Origin of the sequence: Agrobacterium genomosp. 13 str. CFBP 6927, assembly GCA_900012615.1 — a bacterium.
Taxonomy (GTDB): domain Bacteria; phylum Pseudomonadota; class Alphaproteobacteria; order Rhizobiales; family Rhizobiaceae; genus Agrobacterium.
This window is the reverse complement of the sequence record LT009757.1, coordinates 536821-560942: the sequence shown is the minus strand read 5'-3', so window position 1 is coordinate 560942 and position 24122 is coordinate 536821. Positions and strand designations below refer to the sequence as shown.

The window sequence follows — 24122 nt, the reverse complement described above, 5'->3', positions numbered from 1 at the left end:
CTGAGCTTCAACACTCATTTCCGGACCTTACAGCCATGCCCCTTTCCCATATCTCCCACTTCGCCTTTCTGGTTCCCGGCAATTATCACGATGATGATCCTGCCGAGGGGCTGGAAGAAACCCTGCAGCTTTTCGAAGCCGGAGAGGCGCTGGGTTATCACAGTGCCTGGGTTCGCCAGCGCCATCTGGAACGGGGCGTGTCATCGGCGGCAACTTTCCTCGCGGCGGCATCGCAGCGCACGAAACGGATCGGCCTCGGCACCGCTGTCATTCAGCTTGGTTACGAAAATCCCTTCAGGCTGGCGGAAGATCTGGCCACCGTGGATGTCCTGTCGCGTGGGCGATTGAATGTCGGGGTTTCGGTGGGCGCGCCGCCCTTCGCCCATCTCATTTCGGATTATGTCGATACGGTTCCCGATGCGGACTACAGCCACGCCCGCGCCGAAAAGCTGGCGAGGGCCTTGAGATCGGAACCGCTGTCCAGCGAGACGGAAGCGGGCAATGCGGCGGGCGCACAGGTGCCACGCCTTCGGCCAGTCGCCAGGGGTTTGACTGACCGGCTGTGGTACGGCGGCGGATCGCAGAATTCCGCGCGCTGGGCCGGCAAGGCTGGCTTCAATCTTCTGACGGGGAATATCGTCAGCGGCGAAAATACCGATGATTTTCTGACCGCGCAGGCGGCATTGGTCAGCCGCTTCCGGCAGGAATGGGTGCATGAGCGCCAGCCGCGTGTCGCTCTTGGCCGCGTGATCCTGCCGACCGATAGCGCGAGCCCCGCGACCCGCCGCCGTTATCAGGAATTCGCCGCCGAGCGTGACAGGCGCACGACCACGCCGCATGGCGCGCGCCGCACGCTTTTCCTGCCTGATATCGTTGGAACGACGGACGAGATTCTGGAGAAACTGTCGCGCGATCCCGTTCTGCCGCACGTCTCGGAATTCCGTCTAGAACTGCCCTATGAGTTCCAGCCGGAAGATTATCGCCAGATCGTCACGGATTTCGCCTCCGCCCTGCCACAGCTTTCGGGCGGGCGGCCCGTTTTGAAAGTGGCGACGGGCCAATAATATGTCCCGCTCCCGCTATTCTCGCCCCAGCGGGAGTAGCGGGAGGACACCTTCAATAGTGCCGTATCTGCCGATCAATCTGGATAAGGCAGGCCATAGCGGTCACGTATTGTCGCGCCTTCGTATTCGCGCGGGTAAACACCGCGATCCTGAAGCACCGGCACGACCTTTTCGACGAATTCAGCAATGTCGTCGGGTGCTCGCGGCGGCTGCAGGGTGTAACCATCCACCGTGCCGTCCTGCCAGAGATCGATAATGCCATCCGCCACCTCTTCCGGCGTGCCAAGCAGCAGCCGGTGGTGCCCCTCGGAGCGGCGCACGGCCTCACGGGCGGTGAGTTTTTCGTGGGTCAGCAGTTCGGAAAGGCCAAGCCCCATGCCAACGGCCCATTGCCGGTTTTGGTCGGGAATGAAGCGCTCGCCATCGAGTTTTATATCCGGGTTGAAGTCGCGCGGATCAAGGCCGTTTTCTTTGGCGAAACGCACCAGAAGCCCGTCTTCAGAGCCTGTCCCGCTGAAGAGTTCATGCTTGCGCAGCGCTTCCTCACGGGTCTCGCCAAGAATGACGACAAGGCCCGGAACGATGCGGATGCCGGAGGGATCGCGGCCGAGGGAGATGGCGCGGTCACGAACCTTCTTGCCGAAGGCCTGGCCCGCCGGGCGGGACAGGATGTTGCAATAGATGATCTCGCCATGGCGTGCCGCCAGATCGATGCCGCCTTCGGAGGCGCCGGCCTGCGCGATGACGGGATGTCCCTGCGGCCCGCGCGGAACGTTGAGCGGGCCTTTGACATGGAAATATTGCCCCTCATGATCGATGCTTTCGGCTGTCGCCGCATCCCAGAAACGCTCTTCCGGCACCTCGCCTTCGCGGCGTAGATCCCAGCTTGACCAGAGTTTTTTCGCCACGTCGAGAAATTCGGTGGCCTTGGCATATCTCTCGCTGCGCGGCGGCAGCGGATCGTTGCCGAAATTGGCGGCGACATTGGGATTGAAGGAAGAAACGATATTGACGATTAGCCGACCGCCGGTGACGAGGTCGATGGATTGGGTCCGTCGGGCGAAGTTATAGGGCGAATTATAGGTGGAGGACACCGTCGCCACAAAGCCGATATCCGGCACCTGTGCGGCAAGCGATGTCGAGAGAATGAGCGGGTCGATGGTGTGAAACGGGCGGCTTGCCGGGTCGGTCAGCAATGCCGGGTGGTCGGAAAGGAAAACGGCGTCGAACCGTCCTTTGTGAGCCAGTTCCGTCAGCCGGCGATAATAGCCTATGTCGTTGATGTCGTGCCGGTCTCCGCTCCGGTATTTCCAGGCATTAGCGAGGTATCCGGTGGTGTTGATGCCGACATTGAGATTAAGCCGGCGTTTGGTCTTGCTCATGCTGCCACGTTTCTTTCAGGTCTGTTGGATTGCCGGCCTGTATGACCGGCGCAATTGCGGGAAGCGTAACAGCCGGGGGTCCGGTCGCGAGTTAAAAATCCTTGCTGCGCGGAGAAGAAAAACTTTCATCCGTGGCAGCACCCAAGCGGCCGTCGAATGAGAGAGATGGATGAGGCAGGCTGGGGAAACCGACCCGAAATCTTGCCATTCTCGAAAGGATATTCCGTCGTCTTGGCGAAGCGCTCACAAGATGGAAACGAATTTCCCCAATCGCGCCTGAAATAGTACACTTTATCTATAGAAAATATCTTATGGCGTGTAGCGTGCCGTTCAGATCGCAATTTCGAGGACGAACGCCATGGCTGATGCCGCCCTTCGCGAGATAACCCAACCCGTAACCGTGTGGTACACACGCTGCCCGGCGCCCACGCCGCTTTCCATCGCGGCGCAACTGGGCTGGATCGAGGACAGTTTCGCCACCCATGGCATCTCTGTTTCCTCCATTCGCGACGCGGCCGATCCGGCCATTCGCCAGAGCCATTTCGATCATCGTCTGGACTGGTCCTTCCGTCAGGGCGGCAATATTCCGCCGATCTGGGCGAAATCAGGTGGCCGGAAAACACGGCTGGTGGGGCTGACGAGGACCGACGAGTTTCAGGCCGTCATCGCTTTGCCAGCGAGCGGAATAAGCAAGGGCAGCGATCTGAAGGGACGGCGCATCGGCCTGCCGAAACGGCCGAATGAAACCATCGATTTCCAGCGTGCCACATCCCTGAAGGGCATCGTTTCGGCGCTGACGGTTTCGGACCTCGCCGTTGCGGATGTTGAGCTTGTCGATCTCACGGCGAAAGAGCCGGTGTTGCTCGATCCTTCTGACGACAGGTTCCATGGTCTGCGCCGGCGGTTTCCTTATGGCGAGGAGATTGCAGCGCTGCATCGGGGCCAGATCGATGCGTTTTTCGTGAAGGGCGCGGAAGGCGTCACCGTCGCCAATCTCATCGGTGCGCAGGTCGTGGTGTCGACGGGTTTCCACCCCGATCCGAAAATCCGCATCAACAACGGCACGCCGCGCCCCTTGACGGTGGACGCCACCTTTGCCGATGAGCGGCCCGATCTGGTGGCGGAACTCGTCGCCACTGTACAGCGGGTTGCCCAATGGGCAAATGACAATCCGGGGGAAGCCGTGCGTTTCATTGCTCGTGAGATCGGCGTCAGCGAGGAGGCGGTTCTGGCTGCGAATGGCCCGGATGTACACCGCAATCTGCGGCTCGATCTCGATCGGGCCGAGCTGGATGCACTCAGCCATTTCAAGGATTTCCTGCTGGAATGGAAATTCATTCCGGCGGATTTCGATGTGCAGGACTGGGCCGATCCACGCGCCCTTTCTTTCGAGCAAGATGCTGCGCAACGCAGTGTGGGAAAGTGAGGGTGTCATGACAGCCACCATTCTTGTAACGGGCGCAACCGGCAAGCTCGGCAGACGTGTCGTCAGCCGTCTCTTGCAGAAAGAGGCGAAGGTTCGGGTGCTGACCCGCAGGCGCGAGGATGCGCTCAAGCTCTGGGGCGACAGGGTCGATATCTCGGAGGGAAATTTCTCCGACCCGGCCAGCTTGAAGGAGGCCTCGCGCGGTATCGAGACCGTCTTTCTGCTTTCCCCCATCGGTGAAACCCTGGTGGCGGACCAGAATGCGGTCATCGATGCCGCCCTCTCAGCCGGTGCGTCGCGGATCGTGAAAATATCCGGCTCCGACTGGACCATTGAGAACGCCGGATATTCCATTTCGGGGGCGGCGCATGCCGAGGTGGAAGCGCATCTGGCTGGAAGCGGTATCGCGTATACGGTGCTGCGACCGAATGCCTGGATGCAGGTTGCGCTGGAACCCGTTGTCGCCGCGCTGCGCAAGGGAGAGGATGTGCCCGCCCGCTTTGGCAATGCGGCGGTCTCCTTCATCGATGCGGACGATATTGCCGATGTCGCGGTTCATGCGCTCACCACAAGCGCACCTGTTTCCGGCACCCTGGTGCTGACCGGTGGTGAAGCCCTGTCGGCGCTGGAAATCGCCCGTATCGCGGCGCGCATCCAGCATCGGCCCGTGGGAATTTCGGACAATGCCGCCCCGGCCTTGCAGCCACATATAGGCGCGTTTGAACAGAAGGCGATCGGCGAATTCGGCCAACTCATCCGCAAAGGCCTTGCGGCCTCCGTCAACAATACCGTCCAGCAGATTACCGGCCGGTTGCCCCGCAGCGTGGAGGACTATCTGCGTGTCCGGCTGGCAACCACCCCGCAGGATCATTCCGAGGGAGAAAAGACATGGCGTTGACTGTTCCGCTACCTGAAGGTTCCGAGCTGAAAGGTCTCGACCTGAAAAGCCCGGCTGATTTCGAAGACAGCCCGCTCAGCCGGGCGGTGAAGCAGCCGCTGATGCTGGGCCTGTTCCTTAATCTGCAGGACATCAATTTCTCCAGCCTGCCGACCAGCAACAGCTGGACCTTCGATTATAATGTCGAACTGGTGAAGCGCGCGGAAGAGCTTGGTTTCGAAATCGCCTTCAGTCGCACACAATGGCTGCCCAAGGGCGGCTATGATGGTGAATCCTCGCTCGACAGTTTCATCGCGCTTGGCGCCATGGCGGCGGTCACGAAGAACATTCTGCTGATCTCCACCATCCATGTGCTTTATGGGCCGCTGCATCCGCTGCATCTCGCCAAATATGGTGCGACGCTGGATCATATCGCCAAGGGGCGCTGGGGCATCAATATTGTCACCGGCCACCGCGCCATCGAGCATGAAATGTTCGGCTGGCAGCGTATCGACCACGACAAGCGTTACGACATGGCTGGCGAATTGTTCGATGTGCTGCACCGCCTGTGGGGTGAGACTGAGAACTTTTCCTATGAAGGCAAGCTCAATCCCTGGGCGATCAACAATGGCTGGATCACGCCGAAGCCTGCTTTCGGACGCCCGCCGCTGGTGACGGCGACCGGTTCGCCCGCAGGCATTGATTTCGCCGCCCGTCATTCCGATCTGGTTTTCGTCACCTCGCCCGGCGGCGCGCATATAGACAGCGCGCTGGAAACGCTTCCCGATCATGTCGCGACCATCAAGAACCGCGCCAAGGCCTATGGCCGGCAGGTAAAGACGATCATCAATCCGATCATCGTTAGCCGCGATACGGAGAAGGAGGCGATTGCCTATGCGGATGCCATTGAGGCCGGAAAACCGCAGCCCGGCACCCGCGCCTTCGCCACCAATAATTACGACAGCGACGCCCATGCCTGGCGCGGTCGCGGCGATGCGCGCCACAAGCAGGGGCGCAATCTTGGCGGCAATATCGAGATCATCGGTTCGCCGGAGCAGGTGGTCGAGCAGCTTGTCGGTCTGAAAAAGGCCGGGATCGATGGGGTTCAGCTGAATTTTTACGATTTCCGCGAAGACCTCGATTATTTCGCCGAACGCATTCTGCCCCTGATGAAGGAGGCGGGCCTGAGGCTCTGAGGCCTCTCCCGCTGCATTTCCAGCCCCGAAACCCAGCCTTCGCAATCGCCGGATTGCGAAAACGATATTTTTTGCCCTGAGGAGATACCGTGAATATCGCCGTCGATCCCGTCAAAACGCCTGCACCTAAAATCCTGGATCGGATCGGGACCTATGTTCCTGAACTCGTCTCCATCCGCCACGATCTGCACCAGCATCCGGAAATCGGTTTCGAGGAGGTCCGCACCTCCGGCATTGTCGCCGAAAAGCTCGCCTCCTGGGGCATCGAGGTGCATCGCGATTATGGCAAGACCGGCGTGGTCGGCGTGCTGCGTGGTAGCCATGCGGGCAATCGCTCCATCGGGCTGCGGGCGGATATGGATGCCCTGCCGATGCCGGAGGAAACCGGTCTGCCCTATGCGTCTGTCTATCCCGGCAAGTTTCATGGCTGCGGGCATGATGTGCACACCACCATCCTGCTCGGCACCGCCCGCTATCTGGCGGAAACCCGAGATTTTGCCGGCACGGTGGTGTTCATTTTCCAGCCGGCCGAGGAAGGTCTCGGCGGGGCGCGCGCCATGATCGCTGACGGGCTGTTCAAGGATTTCCCCGTTGACGAGATTTACGGGCTGCACAATTCCTCCCATGCTGCGCCCAATCATCTGAAGGTTTCGCCCGGCACCATTCTGGCGGGGGCGGATTTCTTCGATATCCGGCTGAAGGGCAGGGGGGCACACGCTGCTCACCCCGATGTTTCGCGTGATCCGGTGCCGGCGACGGGTGAACTGATCCAGGCACTGCAAACCATCGTCAGCCGCAACGTGCCGCCGACCGATCCCGCTGTCCTGTCGATCACCCGCATCGAGGCGGGATCAGCCTATAACGTCATTCCCGAAACGTCAGCGATTGCAGGCACGGTTCGGGCTTTCTCCGACAGCGTGCGCGAAACCATAAGAGAGCGCATCCGCACGATTTCCGATCATATTGCCGCAGCGCACGGCCTCACCGCCGAGGTGGATATTCGCGACATATTCTCGGTTCTTACCAATGACGATGCATCGGTGGGGATCGTCGCCGGCGTGGCGCGCGAGGTTCTGGGAGACGAGCGCGTTTCCACCGAGCCCGGCCGTTTCATGGGCAGTGAGGATTTCGCCGATCTCCTGAAACACGCGCCCGGCGCGTTTTTCACCCTCGGCCATTCCGGCACGGTGCCCGCCCATAATCCCGGTTTCATCGTCGACGACGCCATTCTGCCCGTCGGCGCCACTCTGTTTGCCCGGCTGGTGGAAACCCGGCTGAAACCTGCGTGAACATTTAAAAACAAGCCTGCAAGAGGAAACATCCATGGATATTACAAGACGTAAAACATTGCTTTTGAGTGCAGCGCTAACCGGGGCCATGCTGTTGCCCTCCCTGCCGGCTCTGGCGGCCGAAACGCCGAAAAAGGGCGGGATTGTCACCCTTGCAGGTCTCGGCGAGCCGACGACGCTGGTGCCGCTTTCCGATTCCAATACGCGCACCCGTGCCATTTCCACGAAAATCCTCGAAGGGCTGGTGCGGTTCGACAGCGAGTTCAAACCGCACCCGGTTCTGGCCGAAAGCTGGGAAACGTCGGCCGACGGGCTGCGCCACACGTTCAAGCTACGCAAGGGCGTCAAATGGCATGACGGCAAGGATTTCACGTCGCAAGACGTCAAATTTTCGCTGCTGGCCTTCAAGAAGGTCGGTCCACGCGGACGCATCACCTTCGCCAATGTTGCCGATATCGAAACGCCCGATCCGCTGACGGCCGTGGTGGTGCTTTCCAAGCCCGCGCCCTATCTCCTGCGAGCGCTGACGGGTGGCGAAACACCCATTCTGCCGGCCCATGCCTATGCTTCGGAAAATTATAACGAAAGCCCGAATGGTAACGCGCCAGTCGGCACCGGCCCCTTCGTCTTCGAGGAATGGAAACGCGGCAGCTATGTGAAGCTGAAGAAGAACCCGAACTACTGGCAGGCCGATCTTCCCTATCTCGACGGTTTCGTGGCCCGTTTCGTCGCCGATTCGGCTTCCACCACCATTTCCGTGGAGACGGGCGAGGCGGATTATACCGCCGATGTGTCCTACAGCGATCTGGAGCGTCTGCGGCAAAATCCGAAGCTTGCCGTGGAGGTCTATACCGACTCCTATCTCAACAATGCCGCCGTTTTCGAATTCAATCTCGAAAATCCGATCCTTGCCAAAAAGGAAGTCCGGCACGCGCTGGCGCATGCCATCGACCGCAACTTCATCAACGACGCCATCTTCTTCGGGACGGCGAAACCCGCCGGTTCGAACATCCCGGCCGTCTTCACCGCCTATAATGACGAGAAGCCTTTCACCTATCCCTTCGATCTCGCCAAAGCGAACGAATTGCTGGACAAGGCCGGCTACCCGAAGGGTGCGGATGGCACCCGTTTTTCGCTGCGGCTGGCCTTCCTGCCTTCCGACGTCTTCCGCAAAACCTCCGAATATCTCCGCTCATCCTTCGGCAAACTCGGCGTGAAGGTGGATATTGTCGAGGGCGATCTCGCCACCTTCATCAAGCGGGTCTATACGGAGCGCGGTTTTGACCTGACGGTGAACGGCATCAGCCGGCTGTTCGATCCGACGGCGGGCGTGCAGCGCCTTTATTGGTCCGACGGCATCAAGAAACCCGCGCCCTATGTCAACGCGGCCCATTACAACAATCCAAAGGTGGATGATCTTTTCCGTGCCGCCGCGATTGAAGTGGACGAAACGAAACGGGCGGAGCAGTTCCACGATATCCAGAAAATCACCGGCGACGATCTGCCGAATTTCTCCATCGTCGCCTTGCCGACCGTCATTCTGCGCAATACCAGCCTGAAATCGCTCGTGACGACCATCGACATTGCCTATGGCGATCTGGCGACGGCCTGGAAAGGCGAGTAAGCGTTTGTCAAAAGGGGTATCCAAGCTCCGTCACCCCGGACTGGATTCGGGGTCTATCGCGATCAAGTCCTTGATCGCGATAGACCCCTCTCACGGCGCAGACGCGCCGTGGCTGGATGCCGGGTCAAGCCCGGCATGACGGAGGAGGGGTCTGCGATCATCAACATTAACCCGGCAATTCTGCCGGGTTTTTTATTGCCGAAATCCGCCTTCCATCCTTTTTTGCACCTTCGCGCGGCACGCCCGTTTCAGGGAAAAACTTTGCGCATGAAACAGGTCGGGCGAAACAGCGATGCCATCCGTGAAAATTTCGAAAAAATAAGTTTCATCAATAATTTAGCGCAAAGCATTTCTTCGCCGCGAAGCAAGAATTGCTTTCTGGACCCGCACTCTGGCCACCTGCACTGTGAGCTGGAAATCTCACCCTCACATGATGGATGCCATGGCCAAGGATACGCTTTTTTTGATCGCCCCCGGTTTTGAAGACCCAAAACACCCCGGTGTCCGCTTCGTCTGCCCGCATTGCAACCAGATCGAAGGCCTGCTTGCCGCCTTTCCTGACCTTGCCGCCGGGATCGATATCCGCCGTGTCGGTTTCCAGCGCCCGCGTGAGGCTGTCATCGCCGTCGTGGGTGAGGAAAACCAGTCGCTGCCGCTGTTCATCTTTGCCGGTGACGCGCCCAGCGACGCGACGGCCAAGGGTGACACGCACTTCATTCAGGACACCAAACGCATTTTGCAAATCCTCGCCGAGCGCCACGGGTTCCCGCAGCTGCACTGAGTTGCCGCGCCCGCATATCGGATTTTTTCGGAGACAGACATGACCATTTCCAGACGCCAGTTTCACAAAATTGCACTTGCCGCCGGCGCTTTCGTCGCGCTTCCGGGCGGTTCCTTTGCCGCTGCCGAAGAGCCGGTTTCGGGCGGCACGCTCAAGATTGTTTATTTTCCCGAGCCGACCCAGCTCGTGGCGATCAATACCAGTGCGGGCGGTCCGCAGTTTATCGGCTCGAAGATTTACGATGGGCTTTTGACCTATGATTACGAGCTTTTGCCCAAGCCGAGCCTCGCCAGGGAATGGAGCGTTTCGGCCGATGGGCTGGAATATGTCTTCCATCTGCAGCCGAAGGCGAAGTTTCACGATGGCAAACCGGTGACATCGGCGGATGTGGAATTTTCCATTCTGCGGCTGAAGGAGGCCCATCCGCGCGGTCGCGCTACTTTCTCGCATGTTGAAAGTGTCGATACCTCCGATCCGCTGGTCGCGAAAGTGAAGCTTTCCAAGCCGGCGCCGGGCCTGATCACCGCGCTCGCCTCGTCGGAATCGCCAATCGTACCGAAGCACATCTTCGAGACCTTCAAGCCGACCGATAATCCGAAACCCGCCCAGATCATCGGCAGCGGCCCCTTCGTGCTCAAGGAATGGGTGCCGGGCAGCCATATTCTTCTGGAGAAGAATGCCGATTACTGGGATGCGCCGCGCCCTTATCTCGATCGCGTCATCATCCGCCTCATCAACGATGCGGGCGCCCGCGCTGCGGCGCTGGAAACCGGGGAAGGCGATATCGGCCCCAACCCGGTGGCGCTTGCCGATCTGGAGCGGTTGAAATCCATTCCGACACTGAAGGTGGATGACCGCATCTATGCCTATGCCGGCCAGCAGAACCAGCTGGTGATCAACCTTGAGAATGAATATCTCAAGGAATTGAAGGTCAGGCAGGCCATTGCCCATGCCATCGATGTTCCGGCGCTCATCGATACCGTGCTTTATGGTTACGCCGTGCCATCGCCGACGCCGATCAGCCCCGGCCTTGCGAAGTTCCACAATCCCGATATCGGGTTTGCCAAGTTCGATGTCGCACAGGCTGAAAAGCTGCTGGATGAGGCCGGTTTCCCGCGCAAGGATGGCGGCAAGCGCTTCAAGCTTCGGGTTACCACCAATCCCTTCAACCCGCAGACCTATTCGGATTTCATTGCGCAGGCGCTGTCAAAGATTGGCATCGAGGCGGATATCCAGAAATTCGATTTCGGCACCTATGTGAAGGTTGTCTATACCGACCGTGCCTGGGACCTTTCGGTGGAATCCCTCTCCAACACCTTCGATCCGACAGCGGGCGTGCAGCGCGTCTATTGGAGCAAGAACTTCAAGATCGGCCTGCCATTCTCCAATGCCAGCCACTACGCCAATCCCGAAGTGGACCGGCTGCTGGAAGCGGCGGCGGTGGAGCCGGATATCGAAAAACGCGCCGCCTTCTTTAAGGAGTTTCAGGCCGTCGTTGCCAGGGATCTTCCCGTCATCAATCTCGTCTCTCCCATCCAGCCGGTCGTCGGCAGCGTGCGCATCAAGGACTATGCGACAGGCGCAGAGGGGCTGAGCGGCAATCTCGCCAAGGCCTGGGTGACGAAGGAGGCGTGAGAGCCTCCCAACCCTTCGGTTCAGAGCGAATAAGAGGTCATTTCCATGAGCAGAAAATCCGACAAGCTGGTTCTCAATGCCTTCATCTATCCGGGCGGACATCACGAGGCGGCCTGGCGGCATCCGGACTCCGAGCCGCATCGCGTCACCGATATAAGGCTCTATCAGGATATCGCCCGCAAGGCCGAGGCGGCGAAGCTGGATGCCATCTTCTTCGCCGATGCGCCGGTGCTGGACGCCAATATCCGCTATGCCGCCCGCCACCGGCTGGAGCCGATCACCATGCTGGCGGCCCTTGCCGCCGTCACCGAAAAGATCGGCTTCATCGCCACGGCCTCCACCACCTATTACGAGCCGTATAATCTTGCGCGGCTGTTCGCGTCCGTCGATCATATCAGCGGCGGCCGGGTGGGCTGGAACATCGTGACGACTTCGGCGGATGCGGCCGCCGGCAACTTCAATCTCCAGAAGCATCCGCCGCATGCGGATCGTTACCGTCAGGCGATCGAGTTCGTGGATGTGGTGACGAAGCTCTGGGACAGCTGGGAAGATGACGCCATTGTTGCGGATAAGGAAAGCGGCCTTTTCGCCGATACCGACCGCATCCATCCTGCCAATCACGACGGCGAATTTTATCGGGTGCGGGGCGCGCTGAACGTGCCGCGTTCACCGCAGGGCCGGCCGGTCTATGTGCAGGCAGGCTCCTCGGAGGAAGGGCGTGGTTTCGCCGCCCATTATGCCGAGGCAATCTTTACCGCGCATCAGACTCTGGAGAGTGCGCGGTCTTTTTATTCCGACATCAAGAGACGTGTCGCGGCCACGGGGCGCAATCCCGCCCATGTGAAAATCCTGCCGGGCATCAGCCCCTTCATCGCGTCAACCGAAGAGGAGGCGCGCAGGCTCGAGGCCTCTTTCAACGATCTCATCCAGCCGGCCTTTTCGCTCGGGCAATTGCAGCGCATCACCGGCATCGATCTCTCATCGGCCGATCTCGACCAACCCTTGCCGAAGGAAGCCGTGGAAGCGACACGCGCGCAGGCGGATAGCAGCCGCCATCAGCTGGTTCTCGATGTCATAGACCGGGAAAATCCGACGATCCGGCAATTGCTGCACCGGCTTGCCGGCGGGCGCGGCCACAAGGTGATTTCCGGAACGTCGGAGCAGGTGGCGGACTGGATAGAGACCTGGTTCCGCGAGGGCGCGGCCGACGGCTTCAACATCATGCCGCCATGGCTGAATGGCGGGTTCGACAACTTCGTCGACGGGGTCGTGCCGATCCTCAAACAGCGAGGTCTGTTCCGCGAAGATTATGAGGGCGACACGCTGCGTGACCATTATGGCCTGCCTCGGCCGGAAAATATCTATGCGGCCAGAGAGTTGCAAAGGGAACGCGCCTGAGGTGGGACGGGCGTGTTCAGGCGGCGGCCTCGAGAGAGCGCATATCCTCGCGCAACAGGGCGAGTAGAGATGCGACCTCCGGCAGCCGCCGCCTGTCAGGACTGGTCAGCAGGTGATAACGGCTGGCGGTCGGCTGCGGTGCGCCAAAAGGAGCGATCAGCCGGCCGTTTTTCAGCTCTTCCGAAATCAGGGAATGGCGCACGAGGCCGATGCCGTGGCCGGATGAGATTGCCTCTATCAGCGCCGTCTGGCGTGAAAAACGCGGGCCGGTCGCTGAAAGCCTGAGCGGAATGCGGCAGGCGCGAAGCCAGTTCGCCCATTCGAAGGCCGGGTCCAGGCCATTGCCACGCAACATCGCAAAACCGAGATCCCGCAAGCGCTCCGGTTCTTCTGCAAGCCCATGGCGGGCCGCGAATTCCGGGGTGCAGACGGCGCTGACGGTGTCGGCGAAAAGTGGCTCATGAATGAAGCCCGGAATCTGCGCATGGGTGGCGACGATGGCGCAATCGGCATCGAAATGGGTGAGGTCGATGGTTTCGCTCTCAAGGGATTCGATGGAAAGCTCCACGTCTCCGAGCGCCGGAACGATACTGCCCACCCGCGGCGCCAGCCAGCGGGCGGCAAAGCAACCTTCCGCCAGAACCTTCAGCTGCGGCCGGGCGTTTGAAACCATCAGGTCGGAAAGACTGCCGATCATGGTTTCGAAAGCATCGGCAAGGCCGGGATAAAGCGCGCTGCCGGCATCCGTCAGCAGCAATTCTCCGCGCTGGCGGCTGAAGAGCGGCTGGCCGAGATGGGTTTCGAGAATTCGCACCTGCTGGCCGATGGCAGCGGTCGAGACATGCAGCTCCTCTGCCGCCCGCGAGAAGCTCGCATGGCGAGCGGCGACGACAAAGGCGCGCAAGGCGGTCAGCGGTGGCAGCCGGGAAAGTGTCGGCAGGCGAAAAGCCGCCCGGCTCCCGGCGGGAGCGATAAACTCCGGTCTCATTGCTGTTCCTCCTTTGCCGCCTGCATCTTCCACATGGTCAGAACACCCGGCCTTCCCGGAGATGCGTCGTGGTGCCGTTGAGATAATAGTCCCCGATCACCCGCGCCTTGTGGGCGAGCGGATTGTGATTGTAGACAGTGCGGATATTGCGCCAGTGGCGGTCGAAATTCCGCTCGCTCGATGTCGCCGAGCCGCCGCCGAGTTCATAGAGATTGGTGGCGACCGTGAGCGACAGCTGCGATGCGATGATCTGGGTACGGGCGGTGGCGAGTGAGCCTTCCAGCAGGGCTGCCTCGATCGCCTCTTCGTCCCCGGTGGCGAAGGCGGCGGCGGTGCGGTCGAGCGTTCTCGCCGCTTCGCGGATCAGGGTCTGCACAGCGAAAGCGCCGGCGCTGATTTCGCCGAGCATCTTCTGCACGAAGGGGTCCTGATTGGCGGTTTCGGCGCTGCTGTGAAGCGTGGTGCGCGCCTGGCGCAACACATACTCCACGCCGTCCTTCAGCGCGCCCTGAACGGCGCCGGCGGCCGAGGCGGCGAGATGCAGCTGCCGCATGGCCGAGCTGTGGCGGCCGATCTGGCTGCCGAGCTTGCGCGTCGTCAATTCATGCGGCAGCACCTCGACATTTTCCAGCAGAACACCGCCGCTTGCCGTCATGCGCTGGCCCATGCTGTCCCAGTCGTCGAGAATGGTGATGCCGGCGCGGTCGAGCGGAATGAGAACGCCGATCGGTTGTTCGTCATCGCCAATGGCGCTGAAGGTGCCGAAATCGGCAAAGGCCGTGCCGGTCGCATACCATTTGCGGCCGTTCAGCCGGTAGCGGTCGCCATCGGCACTCAGCCGCGTGGTGATTTCGCCGGGGCGCTTGGTGCCCTGTTCAGTGCTGGCGCCTGCGAAGAGCTTGCCGGCAAGCACATGTTCGAGATGCCGCCGGTCCTCCAGCTCGATGGGTGCCAGAGCGAGGTTTTCGGTGAAATTGAAATGGCTGCGAAGCGCGTGTGGAATATTGCTGTCGGCTTCGCCGAGGATCATCAGCACTTCGATATAGTCGGCAATCGAGCCGCCCGGTCCGCCCTTGGCTTCGGGAACGCGCAGTGTGCCGATCTTCGCCTCCTTGATAAGGGCGAAGATATCGAAGGGAAGTTCCCGCTGGCGTTCGCGACGGGCGGCATCCTTGGCCGCGATGGCCGCAATGTCCTTTGCCCGGGCCAAAATCTCGTCACGGCTCGGTACGCCGGCATTGTCGGTGGTGGTTGTCTGTAGTTTCGGAGTGGACATTGCGGTTTTCCCTGAGCGGATGTGAGGGCCCACGGCACGGCGCGCCGCAGGCATGGTCTTCTGGACGATCAGGCGACCGCGCGCGGCTTGAGCGCCGGGCGGTGTGCGGATTCGAGATTGCGCGGCACGCGGCCTTCGACGGGATGGCTCGGATCGTTGAAGCCGGCTGTCGAGGGATGGCCGGTGGTAACGAGGCTGTCGACCAGCGCTTCATCTTCCGCATCGATCTTCACATCGAGCGCGCGAATATAGCCGTCCCAGTGCTCTTCGGTGCGCGGGCCGGTGATGGCGGCGGTGACGAACCTGTTGTTCAGCACCCAGGCGAGCGCGAAATCCGCCGCCGAAACACCCTTCGAAGCGGCATGGGCTGCGACCTTCTGGGCGATTTCGACCGATTCCGGACGCCATTCCGTTTCCAGAACGCGCTTGTCGCCACGGCCGACACGGGTATCGGCGCCCGGCTGTTCGCCCGGCTGATATTTGCCGGTCAGCACACCGCGTGCGAGCGGCGAATAGGAGACCACGCCAAGGCCATAATGATTGGCCGCCGGCAGCTGCTCGGCTTCGGCGGTGCGGTTGACGATATTGTAGAGCGGCTGGCTGGCAATGGGCCGGTCGATGCCGAGCTGGTCGGCCAGATGCGAAATTTCGGCGATACGCCAGCCACGGAAGTTCGACACGCCGAAATAGCGCAGCTTGCCGGCGCGGATGAGATCGGCGATGGCGCGCACCGGCTCTTCCAGCGGCGCATCGAAGACGGCGCGGTGGAAATAGAGAATGTCGATATAATCGGTGTTGAGGCGGCGCAGCGAATTTTCCACGGTCTCAATCACCCATTTGCGCGAATGGCCGCCGAGGTTCGGACCCTTGGTGTGGGAATTGACGAATTTCGTCGCCAGCACCCAGTGATCGCGGCTGGACTTGATGCCGCGACCGACGACCTCTTCGGACTTGCCGTCGTGATAGACATCGGCCGTGTCGATGAAATTGATACCCTGCTCACGCGCCTTGTCGATGATGCGGAAGGCCACGTCATCCGGCGTCGGGCCTCCGAACATCATCGTGCCGAGGCTCAGCGGTGAAACTTTCAGCGCGCTGCGTCCGAGATAGCGATAGTCGACCATTATGGTTGCTCCTTCAGTTTATTGGGCATGGTGGCAGGCCACGGCGTGGTTCTTGCCGAAAAGGGTGTAATCCGGCGCTTTTTCGCGACAGAGATCGGTGGCGAGCGGGCAGCGGGTGTGAAACCGGCAGCCGGATGGCGGGTTATGCGGGCTCGGCAGGTCGCCGGAGATCGGTGCTGCCTGCTTGCGGCGGGCGGGATCGGGAACGGCGGCGAGAAGCGCGCGCGTATAGGGGTGCTTTGGCGACGCCCAGAGTTCCGATGTCGGCGCGCTTTCCACGATCTTGCCGAGATACATGACCAGCACGCGGTCGGAGAAATAACGCACCACGGAAAGGTCGTGGGAGACGAAGAGATAGGAGAGCGAAAGCCGCTTCTTCATCTCCACCAGAAGATTGAGGATTTGCGCCTGTATCGAAAGATCGAGCGCCGAAACCGGCTCGTCGCAGACGACCAGTTCCGGTTCCAGAACCAGAGCGCGGGCAATGCCGATGCGCTGGCGCTGGCCGCCGGAAAATTCATGCGGATAACGGTCGAGCGAATCCGCCGGTAGGCCGACCTGCGCGACGATGGCCTCGACGATCTCCCGCTGGCGCGCCCGGTCACCGATGCCATGCACTTTCAGCGGGCCGGTGAGGATGGTGCGCACCGTCTGGCGCGGGTTGAGCGAGGCGAAGGGGTCTTGAAAGATCATCTGGATGCGGCGGCGGATGCCGCGCAGTTCGGACGATGTCATTGCCGTGACGTCGGCGCCCTTGAAGGTGATCCGGCCGGAAGACGGCTCGACCAGCCGCATCAGCGATTTGCCGAGCGAGGATTTGCCGCAGCCGGATTCGCCCACCAGCGCCACGGTCTCGCCCGCTTCGATATCGAGGGAAACGTCGTCGACGGCGCGCACGGTACCGCGTCCGCCCGAATAATGGGTGGAAAGACTATGCACTGACAAGAGCGCCATCGGGTACCTCCTGGGATGTGGGAGCAACGAAGGGGCAGGCGGCGTAACGGCCTTGCGAGATTTGCCGCAGCGGCGGCACGAACTGCCCGCAGAAGCCGCGGGCGCTCGGACAGCGCGGCCGGAATGCGCAGCCGCGTTCCCCCGTGGCGGAAACGATGGAGCCCGGAATCTCGATGAGCGGCCCATCGCGATAATGCTGCCCGTCTTCCGCACGCGGCGAGGCGGCGAGCAGGCCGCGCGTATAGGGATGGTAGGGGTTGGAGAAAACCGGTTCCGGCAATCCCTCTTCCACCTTGCGGCCGGCATACATCACCATCACCCGGTCCGCCCATTGCGCCACGATGCCGAGATCGTGGGTGATGAGGATGACGGCCATGTTGAGATCGCGGCGCAGATTATCGAGCAGCTGCAGGATCTGCGCCTGTATCGTCACGTCGAGCGCTGTCGTCGCCTCGTCGGCGATCAGCAGTTTCGGGTTGCAGGCGACGCCGATGGCGATCATCACGCGCTGGCGCATGCCGCCGGAAAGCTGGTGCGGATAATCGTCCACCCGGCGGCGGGCGTCTGGAATATTGACCAGTTCCAGAAGCTCGATGGCGCGTTTGCGGGCCTGATGCCGGTCGATCTTCTCATGGATGCGCAGCACCTCGATGATCTGCTCGCCAACCGTCAGCACCGGGTTCAGCGAGGTCATCGGCTCCTGAAAGATCATGCCGATATCCCGGCCGCGAACGCCGCGCCACTGCCGTTCGGAAAGCGGCAGCAGGTCGCGGCCCTCGAGCAGAACCCGGCCGCCGGTCTTGGCGTGCGAGGGCAAAAGACCGATGAGACCGAGCGCGGTCAGGGATTTGCCGGAGCCGCTTTCGCCGACGATGGCCAGCATTTCGCCGGGGCTGACATCGAAACTGACGCCTTTGACCGGTTGGGCGGAGCCGAAGCTGACGGAGAGATCATGGACTTCGATCAGTTTGCTCATCGGCGTTCCTCCGAAAAACGGGGGTTGAGCGCATCGTTGAGACCATCGCTGATAAGGTTCAGCGAAATGACGGTGAAGACGATGGCAAGGCCGGGAAGGGCGGTCAGATACCATGCGGTGCGGATGACATCGCGACCCGAACCGATCATCGATCCCCATGAGACACGGTTGGGATCGCCAAGCCCCATGAAGGACAGTGCCGCCTCCATGAGGATCGCACCCGCCACCATGACCGAGGAGGTCACGATGATCGGGGGCAGGGCATTGGGCAGAATTTCCTGAAAGACGATGCGCGCATGGCCGTAACCGAGGCTCCGGGCGGCGAGCACATAGTCTTTTTCGCGGATGGCGCGGAATTCCGCACGGGTAAGACGTGCAACGAGCGGCCAGGTGATAATGCCGATTGCTGACGTGACCGTGGTGACGGATGGCTGGGCGATGGCGACGAGCACCACCAAGAGCACGAAATTCGGCAGGGTCTGGAAAATTTCGATCAGCTTCACGAGGATATCGTCAATGACGCCGCCGAAATAACCGGCGAAAGCGCCAACCGCGATGCCGATCGTGAGCCCGATCAGCGTCGCGACGACCCCGACGGTGAGCGAGATGCGTGCGCCATGCACGATGCCGGCCAGAACATCCCGGCCCATGGAATCTGTTCCGAGCGGATAGGCGGCATTCTGGCCGGGCCACAGGAACGGGCGGGCCACCATTTCCAGAGGGTCGCCGGGATAGATCAAGGGGGCGATCAGTGCGGTGACGATGACGGTTGCGAGAAACAGCAACCCGACGATGGCGTTGGGATTGGTGAGGAAGATTTTCAGTTCCCGCCGCAGGCCGCGCCGTGGCACGGAGACGGAACGGGCCGAAAGCGCATCCGGCGCATGGATATAGGGCCAGACTTTTTCTTCCGGTTTCTTCGGTTTGGGATTGTTGTCTTCGGCGCTGAGTTCGGCTGCGCCGAGGACAGCGGTGGTCTGAGATGAATTCATCGGCTTTCTCCGATGCGGGGGTCAAGCCATGCCTGCAACAGGTCCACGGCTGCATTGACGATGATGACGACGAGGGAGGAGAGAAGCAGAATGCCGAGCAGCACGCTGAAATCCCGCGCCATGACGGCTTCGAAAGCGAGACGGCCAAGGCCCGGCCAGCTGAAGACCGTTTCGACCACGACAGCGCCGCCGAGCAGGCCGCCGATATGCATGCCGGCCATAGTGGTGATTGGGATGAGCGCATTGCGCAGGATATGGCGCGTCGTGAGCCGGAGCGGAGAGACGCCCTTGGCGCGCGCCGTGCGCACATAGTCCTGGGATTTCACTTCCAGCATCGCCGCGCGGGTAAGGCGAGCGTAGATGGCCAGAAAATAAAGCGCCAGCGAAAGGGCAGGGAGAACGATATAACGCAGCCTGTCCAGCAGGGCGTCGAGACCGGTGAGGCTGCTGCCGATGGTGCTGTCGCCGCCCGAGGGAAGCCAGCCGAGCTTCACTGAGAAGGTCAGGATCAACATCAGGCCGATCCAGAAACCCGGTACGGAATAAAAGATCAGCGAGCCGATGGAAATGATCCGGTCCGGCAGCTTGCCGGAGAAAAGCGCCATGATCGAGCCGAGAAACACGCCGACGAAAATCGCAATGCCGAGTGCCGCGCCCATCAGGGCGAGTGTGCCGGGCAGACGCTGGCCGATGAGGTCTGCCACCGGCATGCCGTAACGCGGCGAAAAGCCAAGGCTGAATTGCGCGAGATTGCCGAGATAGTTCATCAGCTGATGCACGACGGGCAGATCCAGCCCAAAGCGGTTGCGGATTTCGGCCATGGTCTCGACGGTCGCTGAACCCGCTTCCGCGGCCAGCACATCGGCGGCATCGCCGGGCGCCAGCTGCAGCAGGAAGAAGTTCAGGATGACGATACCGAGAACCGTCGGAATGGCCTGAATGGCAACCCGCCTTGCCTGCGATAAAATCCTTTTCGAATTCGACATCGGCTCCAGTCCGTAAGCGTGGAAATATGAAATCGGCCCCTGAAGGCGCTGGTATTAGTTGACTAATTTTATGGAATTTGTCAAAGAGTAATAGAATTATTTTCTGAAATTTACGGAAATATGCGCCATAAAGAAAAGATAATTCCTGTTTATGAGAATGGTTGGTTCTTCATGCCAAGCTCGCTCTCGTCTGCGGAACAAACTTCTTCCTAAGCGCGGCCGTTCAGTTTGCCGGTTTTTCGCCGGTTCAATCAAGGAGAGGGTATCGCATGACTATTTTCAACCAGACGACGCGGCGTGGATTTCTGCTGGCGTCCGTGGCGCTTGGCGTGGTGTCGTTGCCGGGGCTGAAGCTCAACGCGGCGGAGCCGGCAAGCGGTGGCACGGCCACCCTGCTCATCTCATCGGAGCCGCCGGTACTGACGACGATCGCACACACAGCCTATAATTCCGTCTATATATCGCCCAAGGTCACCGAAGGGCTGCTGACCTATGATTTTGACCTCAATCCCAAGCCGCTGCTGGCCAAATCATGGAATGTGAGCGCGGATGGTCTGCGTTACACCTTCAATCTGAGGCCCGGCGTGAAGTGGCATGACGGCAAGCCTTTCACATCCGCCGACGTGGCTTTCTCCATCAATGCCATCAAGGAAGTGCATCCGCGCGGCCGCAATACATTCCTGAACCTCACTGCTGTCGAGACGCCGGACGAACTGACGGCGGTTCTGGTTCTTTCCAAACCAGCGCCCTATCTGATCACGGCGCTCGCCGCCGCCGAAACGCCCATCGTGCCGAAACATCTCTACGAGGGTACGAAGGTGACCGAAAATCCGGTCAATCTCGCACCCATCGGCACCGGCCCGTTCAAGTTCAAGGAATGGGTGCGCGGCAGCCATATCGTTTTTGAGCGCAATGCCAATTATTGGGATGCGCCGCGCCCCTATCTCGACAAGCTCATCGTCCGCTTCATTCCGGACGCTTCGGCTCGCGCTATTGCCATCGAAACCGGCGAGATCGATCTCGCGCCCAGCACGCCGGTCGCCTATAGCGATCTCGACCGGCTGAAGGAACTGCCGAGCCTTGGCTTCGAGACCAACGGCTATCAATATACCAATTCGATCAGCCGCGTGGAATTCAACCTCGAAAAGGACGTGTTCAAGGATGTTCGCGTCCGCCGTGCCTTCGCGCATGTGATTGACCGCAACGTCATCTTCAACACCGTCAATTTCGGTTATGGCGCGACGATTACCGGGCCGATCAATCCGAAGCTGACGAAATGGTTCGTGGACGATCTGAAGACCTATCCGATCGATCTGAAGGCCGCCGAAGCGCTGCTGGATGAGGCCGGATACAAGCGCGGTGCGGATGGCATCCGTTTCAAGCTCAATCTGGACTATGTGCCGAGCACCGAGGCCTATCCGCGCGGTGCGGACTATATTCGTCAGGCGCTGGCGAAGGTCGGCGTGGATGTGACGGTGCGGACGCAGGATTTCGCCACCTATACCAAACGCATCTACACGGATCGCGATTTCGATTTTGCCTATGAGGGCATGAGCAATCTCTTCGATCCGACCGTCGGCGTGCAGCGGCTTTACTGGTCGAAGAACTTCAAGAAGGGCGTGCCCTTCTCCAATGGCGCTGCCTATAGCAATCCGAAGGTGGATGCACTGCTGGAGGCCGCCGCCATCGAGATCGATCCGGACAGGCGCGTCGCGCAATGGAAGGAAATCCAGCAGATTCTCGTCGATGATGTGCCGGCAATCGATATCGTCGCAGCACCGGAGATCACCATCTACAACAAGCGCATTGCCGATCACACCATCGGCGCGGAGGGTGTGGCGGGAAGCCTCGCCTTCGCGCATATCGCCGCATCCTGATCGTCTCGCCAGACCGGCTCGCCCTTTGGTGCGGGCCGGGACCTTTCCCTTTCATCGAGGCCAAAGCCATGAGCACGACACTTTCTGAAATCTGGTACACACGCTGCCCGGTGCCCACGCCGGTGGGGCTGGCGGCACAGCTCGGTTATCTCGAGCAGACCTTCGAGGAGGTCGGCATAGCGTTGAAATCCATCATCGATTCGCCTGACCGTTCCGTCCGGCAGAGCCATTTCAACCACACGCTGGAATGGTCCTTCCGCCATGGCGGCAATGTGCCGCCCATTCGAGCCCGTTCGGAGGGGCGCAATACGCGCCTTATCGGGGTGACCTGGACGGATGAGTTTCAGGCAATCATCACCCTGCCGGAAACCGGTATCCGCTCGCTTGCCGATCTTGTCGGCCGCCGTTTCGGCGTGCCGAGCAGACCGGAAGGCATCGTCGATTTCATGCGCGCGACGGCGCTGAAGGGCATCGTTTCGGCGCTTTCGCTGGAAGGGCTGAAGGTCGAGGATGTGGAGCTCAAGGATATCGTCATCAAGGATTCGGTGCTGGCCTCGCAGGAAGGGCCATCGCTGTTCGGCCTGAAGCGCCGGCAGTCCTTCGGTGAGGAAATTATCGCACTGCTGCGGGGTGAGGTCGATGCGATTTTCGTGAAGGGAACGGCCGGTATTGCCGCCGCGAACCTGATCGGTGCGGTGCAGGTGGCCGAGTTCGGTTTTCACCCCGACCCGAAAATCCGCATCAATTCCGGTTCTCCGCGCGTGCTGACGGTTGACGGACGGCTTGCCGATGAGCGCCCCGATCTGGTGGAGCGGCTGGTTGGTTCAATCGCCAGGGCCTCACTCTGGGCCGAACAGCATCCGGAAGAAACCCGCCGTTTCATCGCGCGCGAGGCGGGTGCGACTGAAGAGCAGGTTCTGGCCGCCAACGGGCCGGATGTTCACCGCCATCTTGGCCTCGGCCTCGATGCGGAGCTCGTCGCCGCTGTCGGCCATTACAAGGATTTCCTGCATCAATGGGGCTTCCTTGAAAATGACTTCGATCTCGATGCGTGGATCGATAACCGTTTTGTCACGGCAAATGAAAGGGCGGTTGCATGAGTGGCGCATTATCGGCCATTCCCCGCCCGGAGCAGCCCTCAAACCCCGTTGGCATCGCAGCCGCCCTTGCCGACGATTTCAGCCTGACCGCGGCGGACCATGACAAAAGCGGCGAATTCGCCGCCGCCAATTTCGAGGCGCTTTTCAAGTCGGGACTGCTCGGACTGGTGACGGCTGAAAAGGATGGCGGCTCGGGAGAGGGTATGGAAACGGCCCATGCCGTCATTGCGGCCATCGCCAAGGGCGACCCGTCGACCGCCCTCATCCTTGCCATGCATTACAGCGTCCACGCCGCGATCCGGCGCGGCAAGTGGCCAGCAGCTCTCGCGGCAAAGGTGCTGGCCGCCAATAATAGCGAGCCGGCGCTTCTGAACAATGCACAGGCGGAGCCGGGGATCGGTTCGCCGGCCCATGGCGGCCTGCCGGAAACGACGGCGCGGATAGAGGGTGATGTCTGGGTGGTCAATGGCCGCAAGAGCTTCGTCACTGGCCTGCCGGGGTTGAAATGGGCGATCGTGCTTGCTCTGACGACAGAGGAGAAGCCGCGCCTCATCCAGCTTCTGGTCCCGCTTGATGCACCTGGTATCACGCAGGAAAAGGCATGGGAAGCGACCGGCATGTATGCGACCGCAAGCGACGATCTGGTGCTTGAGGAGGTAAGGGTGCCGCTTGCCGATCTGGTTGCCGAACAGCCGGCGGACGAGCCGCTGCGACGCGATGAGGCCGACGGTTATAATTTCTTCGTGCTTTTGGCTTCCGTCTATCACGGTGTTGCGCTTTCGGCGCGTGACGCCTTGTTGCGGCACCTCACGGGCCATGTCCCGGCCAGCCTCGGTGCGCCGCTATCCTCCATTCCGCGCATTCAGGAAGGTCTCGGCCAGATCGAGGTTCTGCTTGCGGCGAACCGGCGTCTGCTTCTCTCCGTCGCCCGCGATATCGATGCGGGAGAAAGGGTGGGAACGGATGCACTGGCTGTCCGTCATGTGGTGATCGACAATGCGGTGGCGGTGACGGATCTGGCGCTGGAGCTTGGCGGCAATCGCGGCCTTCGCCGGGATTACAACCTTGAGCGCCATCATCGCGACGCCATAACGGCGAGGGCGCATGCGCCGCAGAGCCATATGATCCGAACTATCCTCGGCCGTCAGAGCATCAAGGCGGCCGGCGGCTGACCGGC

General features: G+C 60.8%; 21 protein-coding genes. 13 read left to right on the top strand and 8 right to left on the bottom strand.

Annotation, left to right across the window (positions count from 1 at the left end; genetic code table 11):
• The first annotated feature begins 35 nt into the window (after positions 1–35).
• Positions 36–1064: an LLM class flavin-dependent oxidoreductase gene (locus AGR13A_RS16795; protein WP_080837753.1), complete on the top strand. Its 1029-nt coding sequence runs from the start codon at positions 36–38 to the stop codon at positions 1062–1064.
• A 74-nt stretch (positions 1065–1138) separates the two neighbouring features.
• Here the strand turns inward: AGR13A_RS16795 and AGR13A_RS16790 are convergent, their stop codons facing one another.
• A complete protein-coding gene (locus AGR13A_RS16790; RefSeq protein ID WP_080837751.1) occupies positions 1139–2446 on the bottom strand; it encodes an NtaA/DmoA family FMN-dependent monooxygenase in 1308 nt (435 codons plus the stop codon).
• Positions 2447–2804: 358 nt separating this feature from the next.
• Here AGR13A_RS16790 and AGR13A_RS16785 point away from each other — a divergent pair, with 358 nt between their 5' ends.
• The 9 genes from AGR13A_RS16785 (at position 2805) to AGR13A_RS16750 (ending at position 12672) form a co-directional block, all read left to right on the top strand.
• Entirely contained in the window at positions 2805–3872 is a 1068-nt protein-coding gene (locus AGR13A_RS16785) for an ABC transporter substrate-binding protein (RefSeq protein WP_080837749.1), read from the top strand.
• Positions 3873–3879: 7 nt separating this feature from the next.
• Entirely contained in the window at positions 3880–4770 is an 891-nt protein-coding gene (locus AGR13A_RS16780; protein WP_080837746.1) for an NmrA family NAD(P)-binding protein, read from the top strand.
• On the top strand, positions 4761–5945 hold the full coding sequence (locus AGR13A_RS16775; RefSeq protein WP_080837744.1) for an LLM class flavin-dependent oxidoreductase: 1185 nt from the start codon (positions 4761–4763) through the stop codon (positions 5943–5945). The genes AGR13A_RS16780 and AGR13A_RS16775 overlap by 10 nt, the downstream gene beginning before the upstream one ends.
• Before the next feature lie 89 nt (positions 5946–6034).
• Positions 6035–7234: a M20 aminoacylase family protein gene (locus AGR13A_RS16770; protein ID WP_051796070.1), complete on the top strand. Its 1200-nt coding sequence runs from the start codon at positions 6035–6037 to the stop codon at positions 7232–7234.
• 34 nt (positions 7235–7268) lie between these two features.
• Positions 7269–8858 carry an ABC transporter substrate-binding protein gene (locus AGR13A_RS16765; RefSeq protein ID WP_035221207.1) on the top strand — a complete coding sequence of 530 codons (1590 nt, stop codon included), beginning with the start codon at positions 7269–7271 and terminating at the stop codon, positions 8856–8858.
• A 135-nt stretch (positions 8859–8993) separates the two neighbouring features.
• Entirely contained in the window at positions 8994–9341 is a 348-nt protein-coding gene (locus tag AGR13A_RS24985) for a hypothetical protein (RefSeq protein ID WP_162180493.1), read from the top strand.
• Positions 9289–9639 carry a DUF3088 domain-containing protein gene (locus AGR13A_RS16760; protein WP_035221205.1) on the top strand — a complete coding sequence of 117 codons (351 nt, stop codon included), beginning with the start codon at positions 9289–9291 and terminating at the stop codon, positions 9637–9639. Before AGR13A_RS24985 ends, AGR13A_RS16760 begins: the two co-directional genes overlap by 53 nt.
• 39 nt (positions 9640–9678) lie before the next feature.
• The gene (locus AGR13A_RS16755; protein WP_035221204.1) at positions 9679–11274 is read left to right on the top strand and encodes an ABC transporter substrate-binding protein; all 1596 of its coding nucleotides are present in this window, start codon (positions 9679–9681) and stop codon (positions 11272–11274) included.
• Between the two features lie 45 nt (positions 11275–11319).
• Positions 11320–12672: an LLM class flavin-dependent oxidoreductase gene (locus AGR13A_RS16750; RefSeq protein WP_035221203.1), complete on the top strand. Its 1353-nt coding sequence runs from the start codon at positions 11320–11322 to the stop codon at positions 12670–12672.
• 16 nt (positions 12673–12688) lie between these two features.
• Here AGR13A_RS16750 and AGR13A_RS16745 read toward each other — a convergent pair whose 3' ends face one another.
• From AGR13A_RS16745 to AGR13A_RS16715, 7 genes are all read right to left on the bottom strand, one after another.
• On the bottom strand, positions 12689–13660 hold the full coding sequence (locus AGR13A_RS16745) for a LysR substrate-binding domain-containing protein (protein ID WP_080837740.1): 972 nt from the start codon (positions 13658–13660) through the stop codon (positions 12689–12691).
• A gap of 37 nt (positions 13661–13697) precedes the next feature.
• On the bottom strand, positions 13698–14936 hold the full coding sequence (locus AGR13A_RS16740) for an acyl-CoA dehydrogenase family protein (RefSeq protein WP_080837737.1): 1239 nt from the start codon (positions 14934–14936) through the stop codon (positions 13698–13700).
• Positions 14937–15004: 68 nt separating this feature from the next.
• Positions 15005–16060, bottom strand: a complete 1056-nt coding sequence (locus AGR13A_RS16735) for an aldo/keto reductase (RefSeq protein ID WP_080837734.1) — start codon at positions 16058–16060, stop codon at positions 15005–15007.
• 18 nt (positions 16061–16078) lie between these two features.
• Complete coding sequence (locus tag AGR13A_RS16730; RefSeq protein WP_080837731.1) at positions 16079–17014, bottom strand: ABC transporter ATP-binding protein; 936 nt, start codon at positions 17012–17014, stop codon at positions 16079–16081.
• A complete protein-coding gene (locus AGR13A_RS16725; protein WP_080837727.1) occupies positions 16992–17990 on the bottom strand; it encodes an ABC transporter ATP-binding protein in 999 nt (332 codons plus the stop codon). Before AGR13A_RS16725 ends, AGR13A_RS16730 begins: the two co-directional genes overlap by 23 nt.
• Positions 17987–18982 carry an ABC transporter permease gene (locus AGR13A_RS16720; RefSeq protein ID WP_080837722.1) on the bottom strand — a complete coding sequence of 332 codons (996 nt, stop codon included), beginning with the start codon at positions 18980–18982 and terminating at the stop codon, positions 17987–17989. The genes AGR13A_RS16725 and AGR13A_RS16720 overlap by 4 nt, the downstream gene beginning before the upstream one ends.
• A complete protein-coding gene (locus AGR13A_RS16715) occupies positions 18979–19968 on the bottom strand; it encodes an ABC transporter permease (protein ID WP_080837719.1) in 990 nt (329 codons plus the stop codon). Before AGR13A_RS16715 ends, AGR13A_RS16720 begins: the two co-directional genes overlap by 4 nt.
• 269 nt (positions 19969–20237) lie before the next feature.
• Between AGR13A_RS16715 and AGR13A_RS16710 the strand changes: the two genes are divergently transcribed.
• From AGR13A_RS16710 to AGR13A_RS16700, 3 genes are all read left to right on the top strand, one after another.
• A complete protein-coding gene (locus tag AGR13A_RS16710) occupies positions 20238–21845 on the top strand; it encodes an ABC transporter substrate-binding protein (RefSeq protein ID WP_080837713.1) in 1608 nt (535 codons plus the stop codon).
• Positions 21846–21913: 68 nt separating this feature from the next.
• Positions 21914–22945, top strand: a complete 1032-nt coding sequence (locus AGR13A_RS16705) for an ABC transporter substrate-binding protein (protein ID WP_080837710.1) — start codon at positions 21914–21916, stop codon at positions 22943–22945.
• Positions 22942–24117, top strand: coding sequence for an acyl-CoA dehydrogenase family protein (locus tag AGR13A_RS16700; RefSeq protein ID WP_080837707.1), 1176 nt, complete (start codon positions 22942–22944; stop codon positions 24115–24117). Before AGR13A_RS16705 ends, AGR13A_RS16700 begins: the two co-directional genes overlap by 4 nt.
• The last annotated feature ends 5 nt before the right edge of the window (positions 24118–24122 follow it).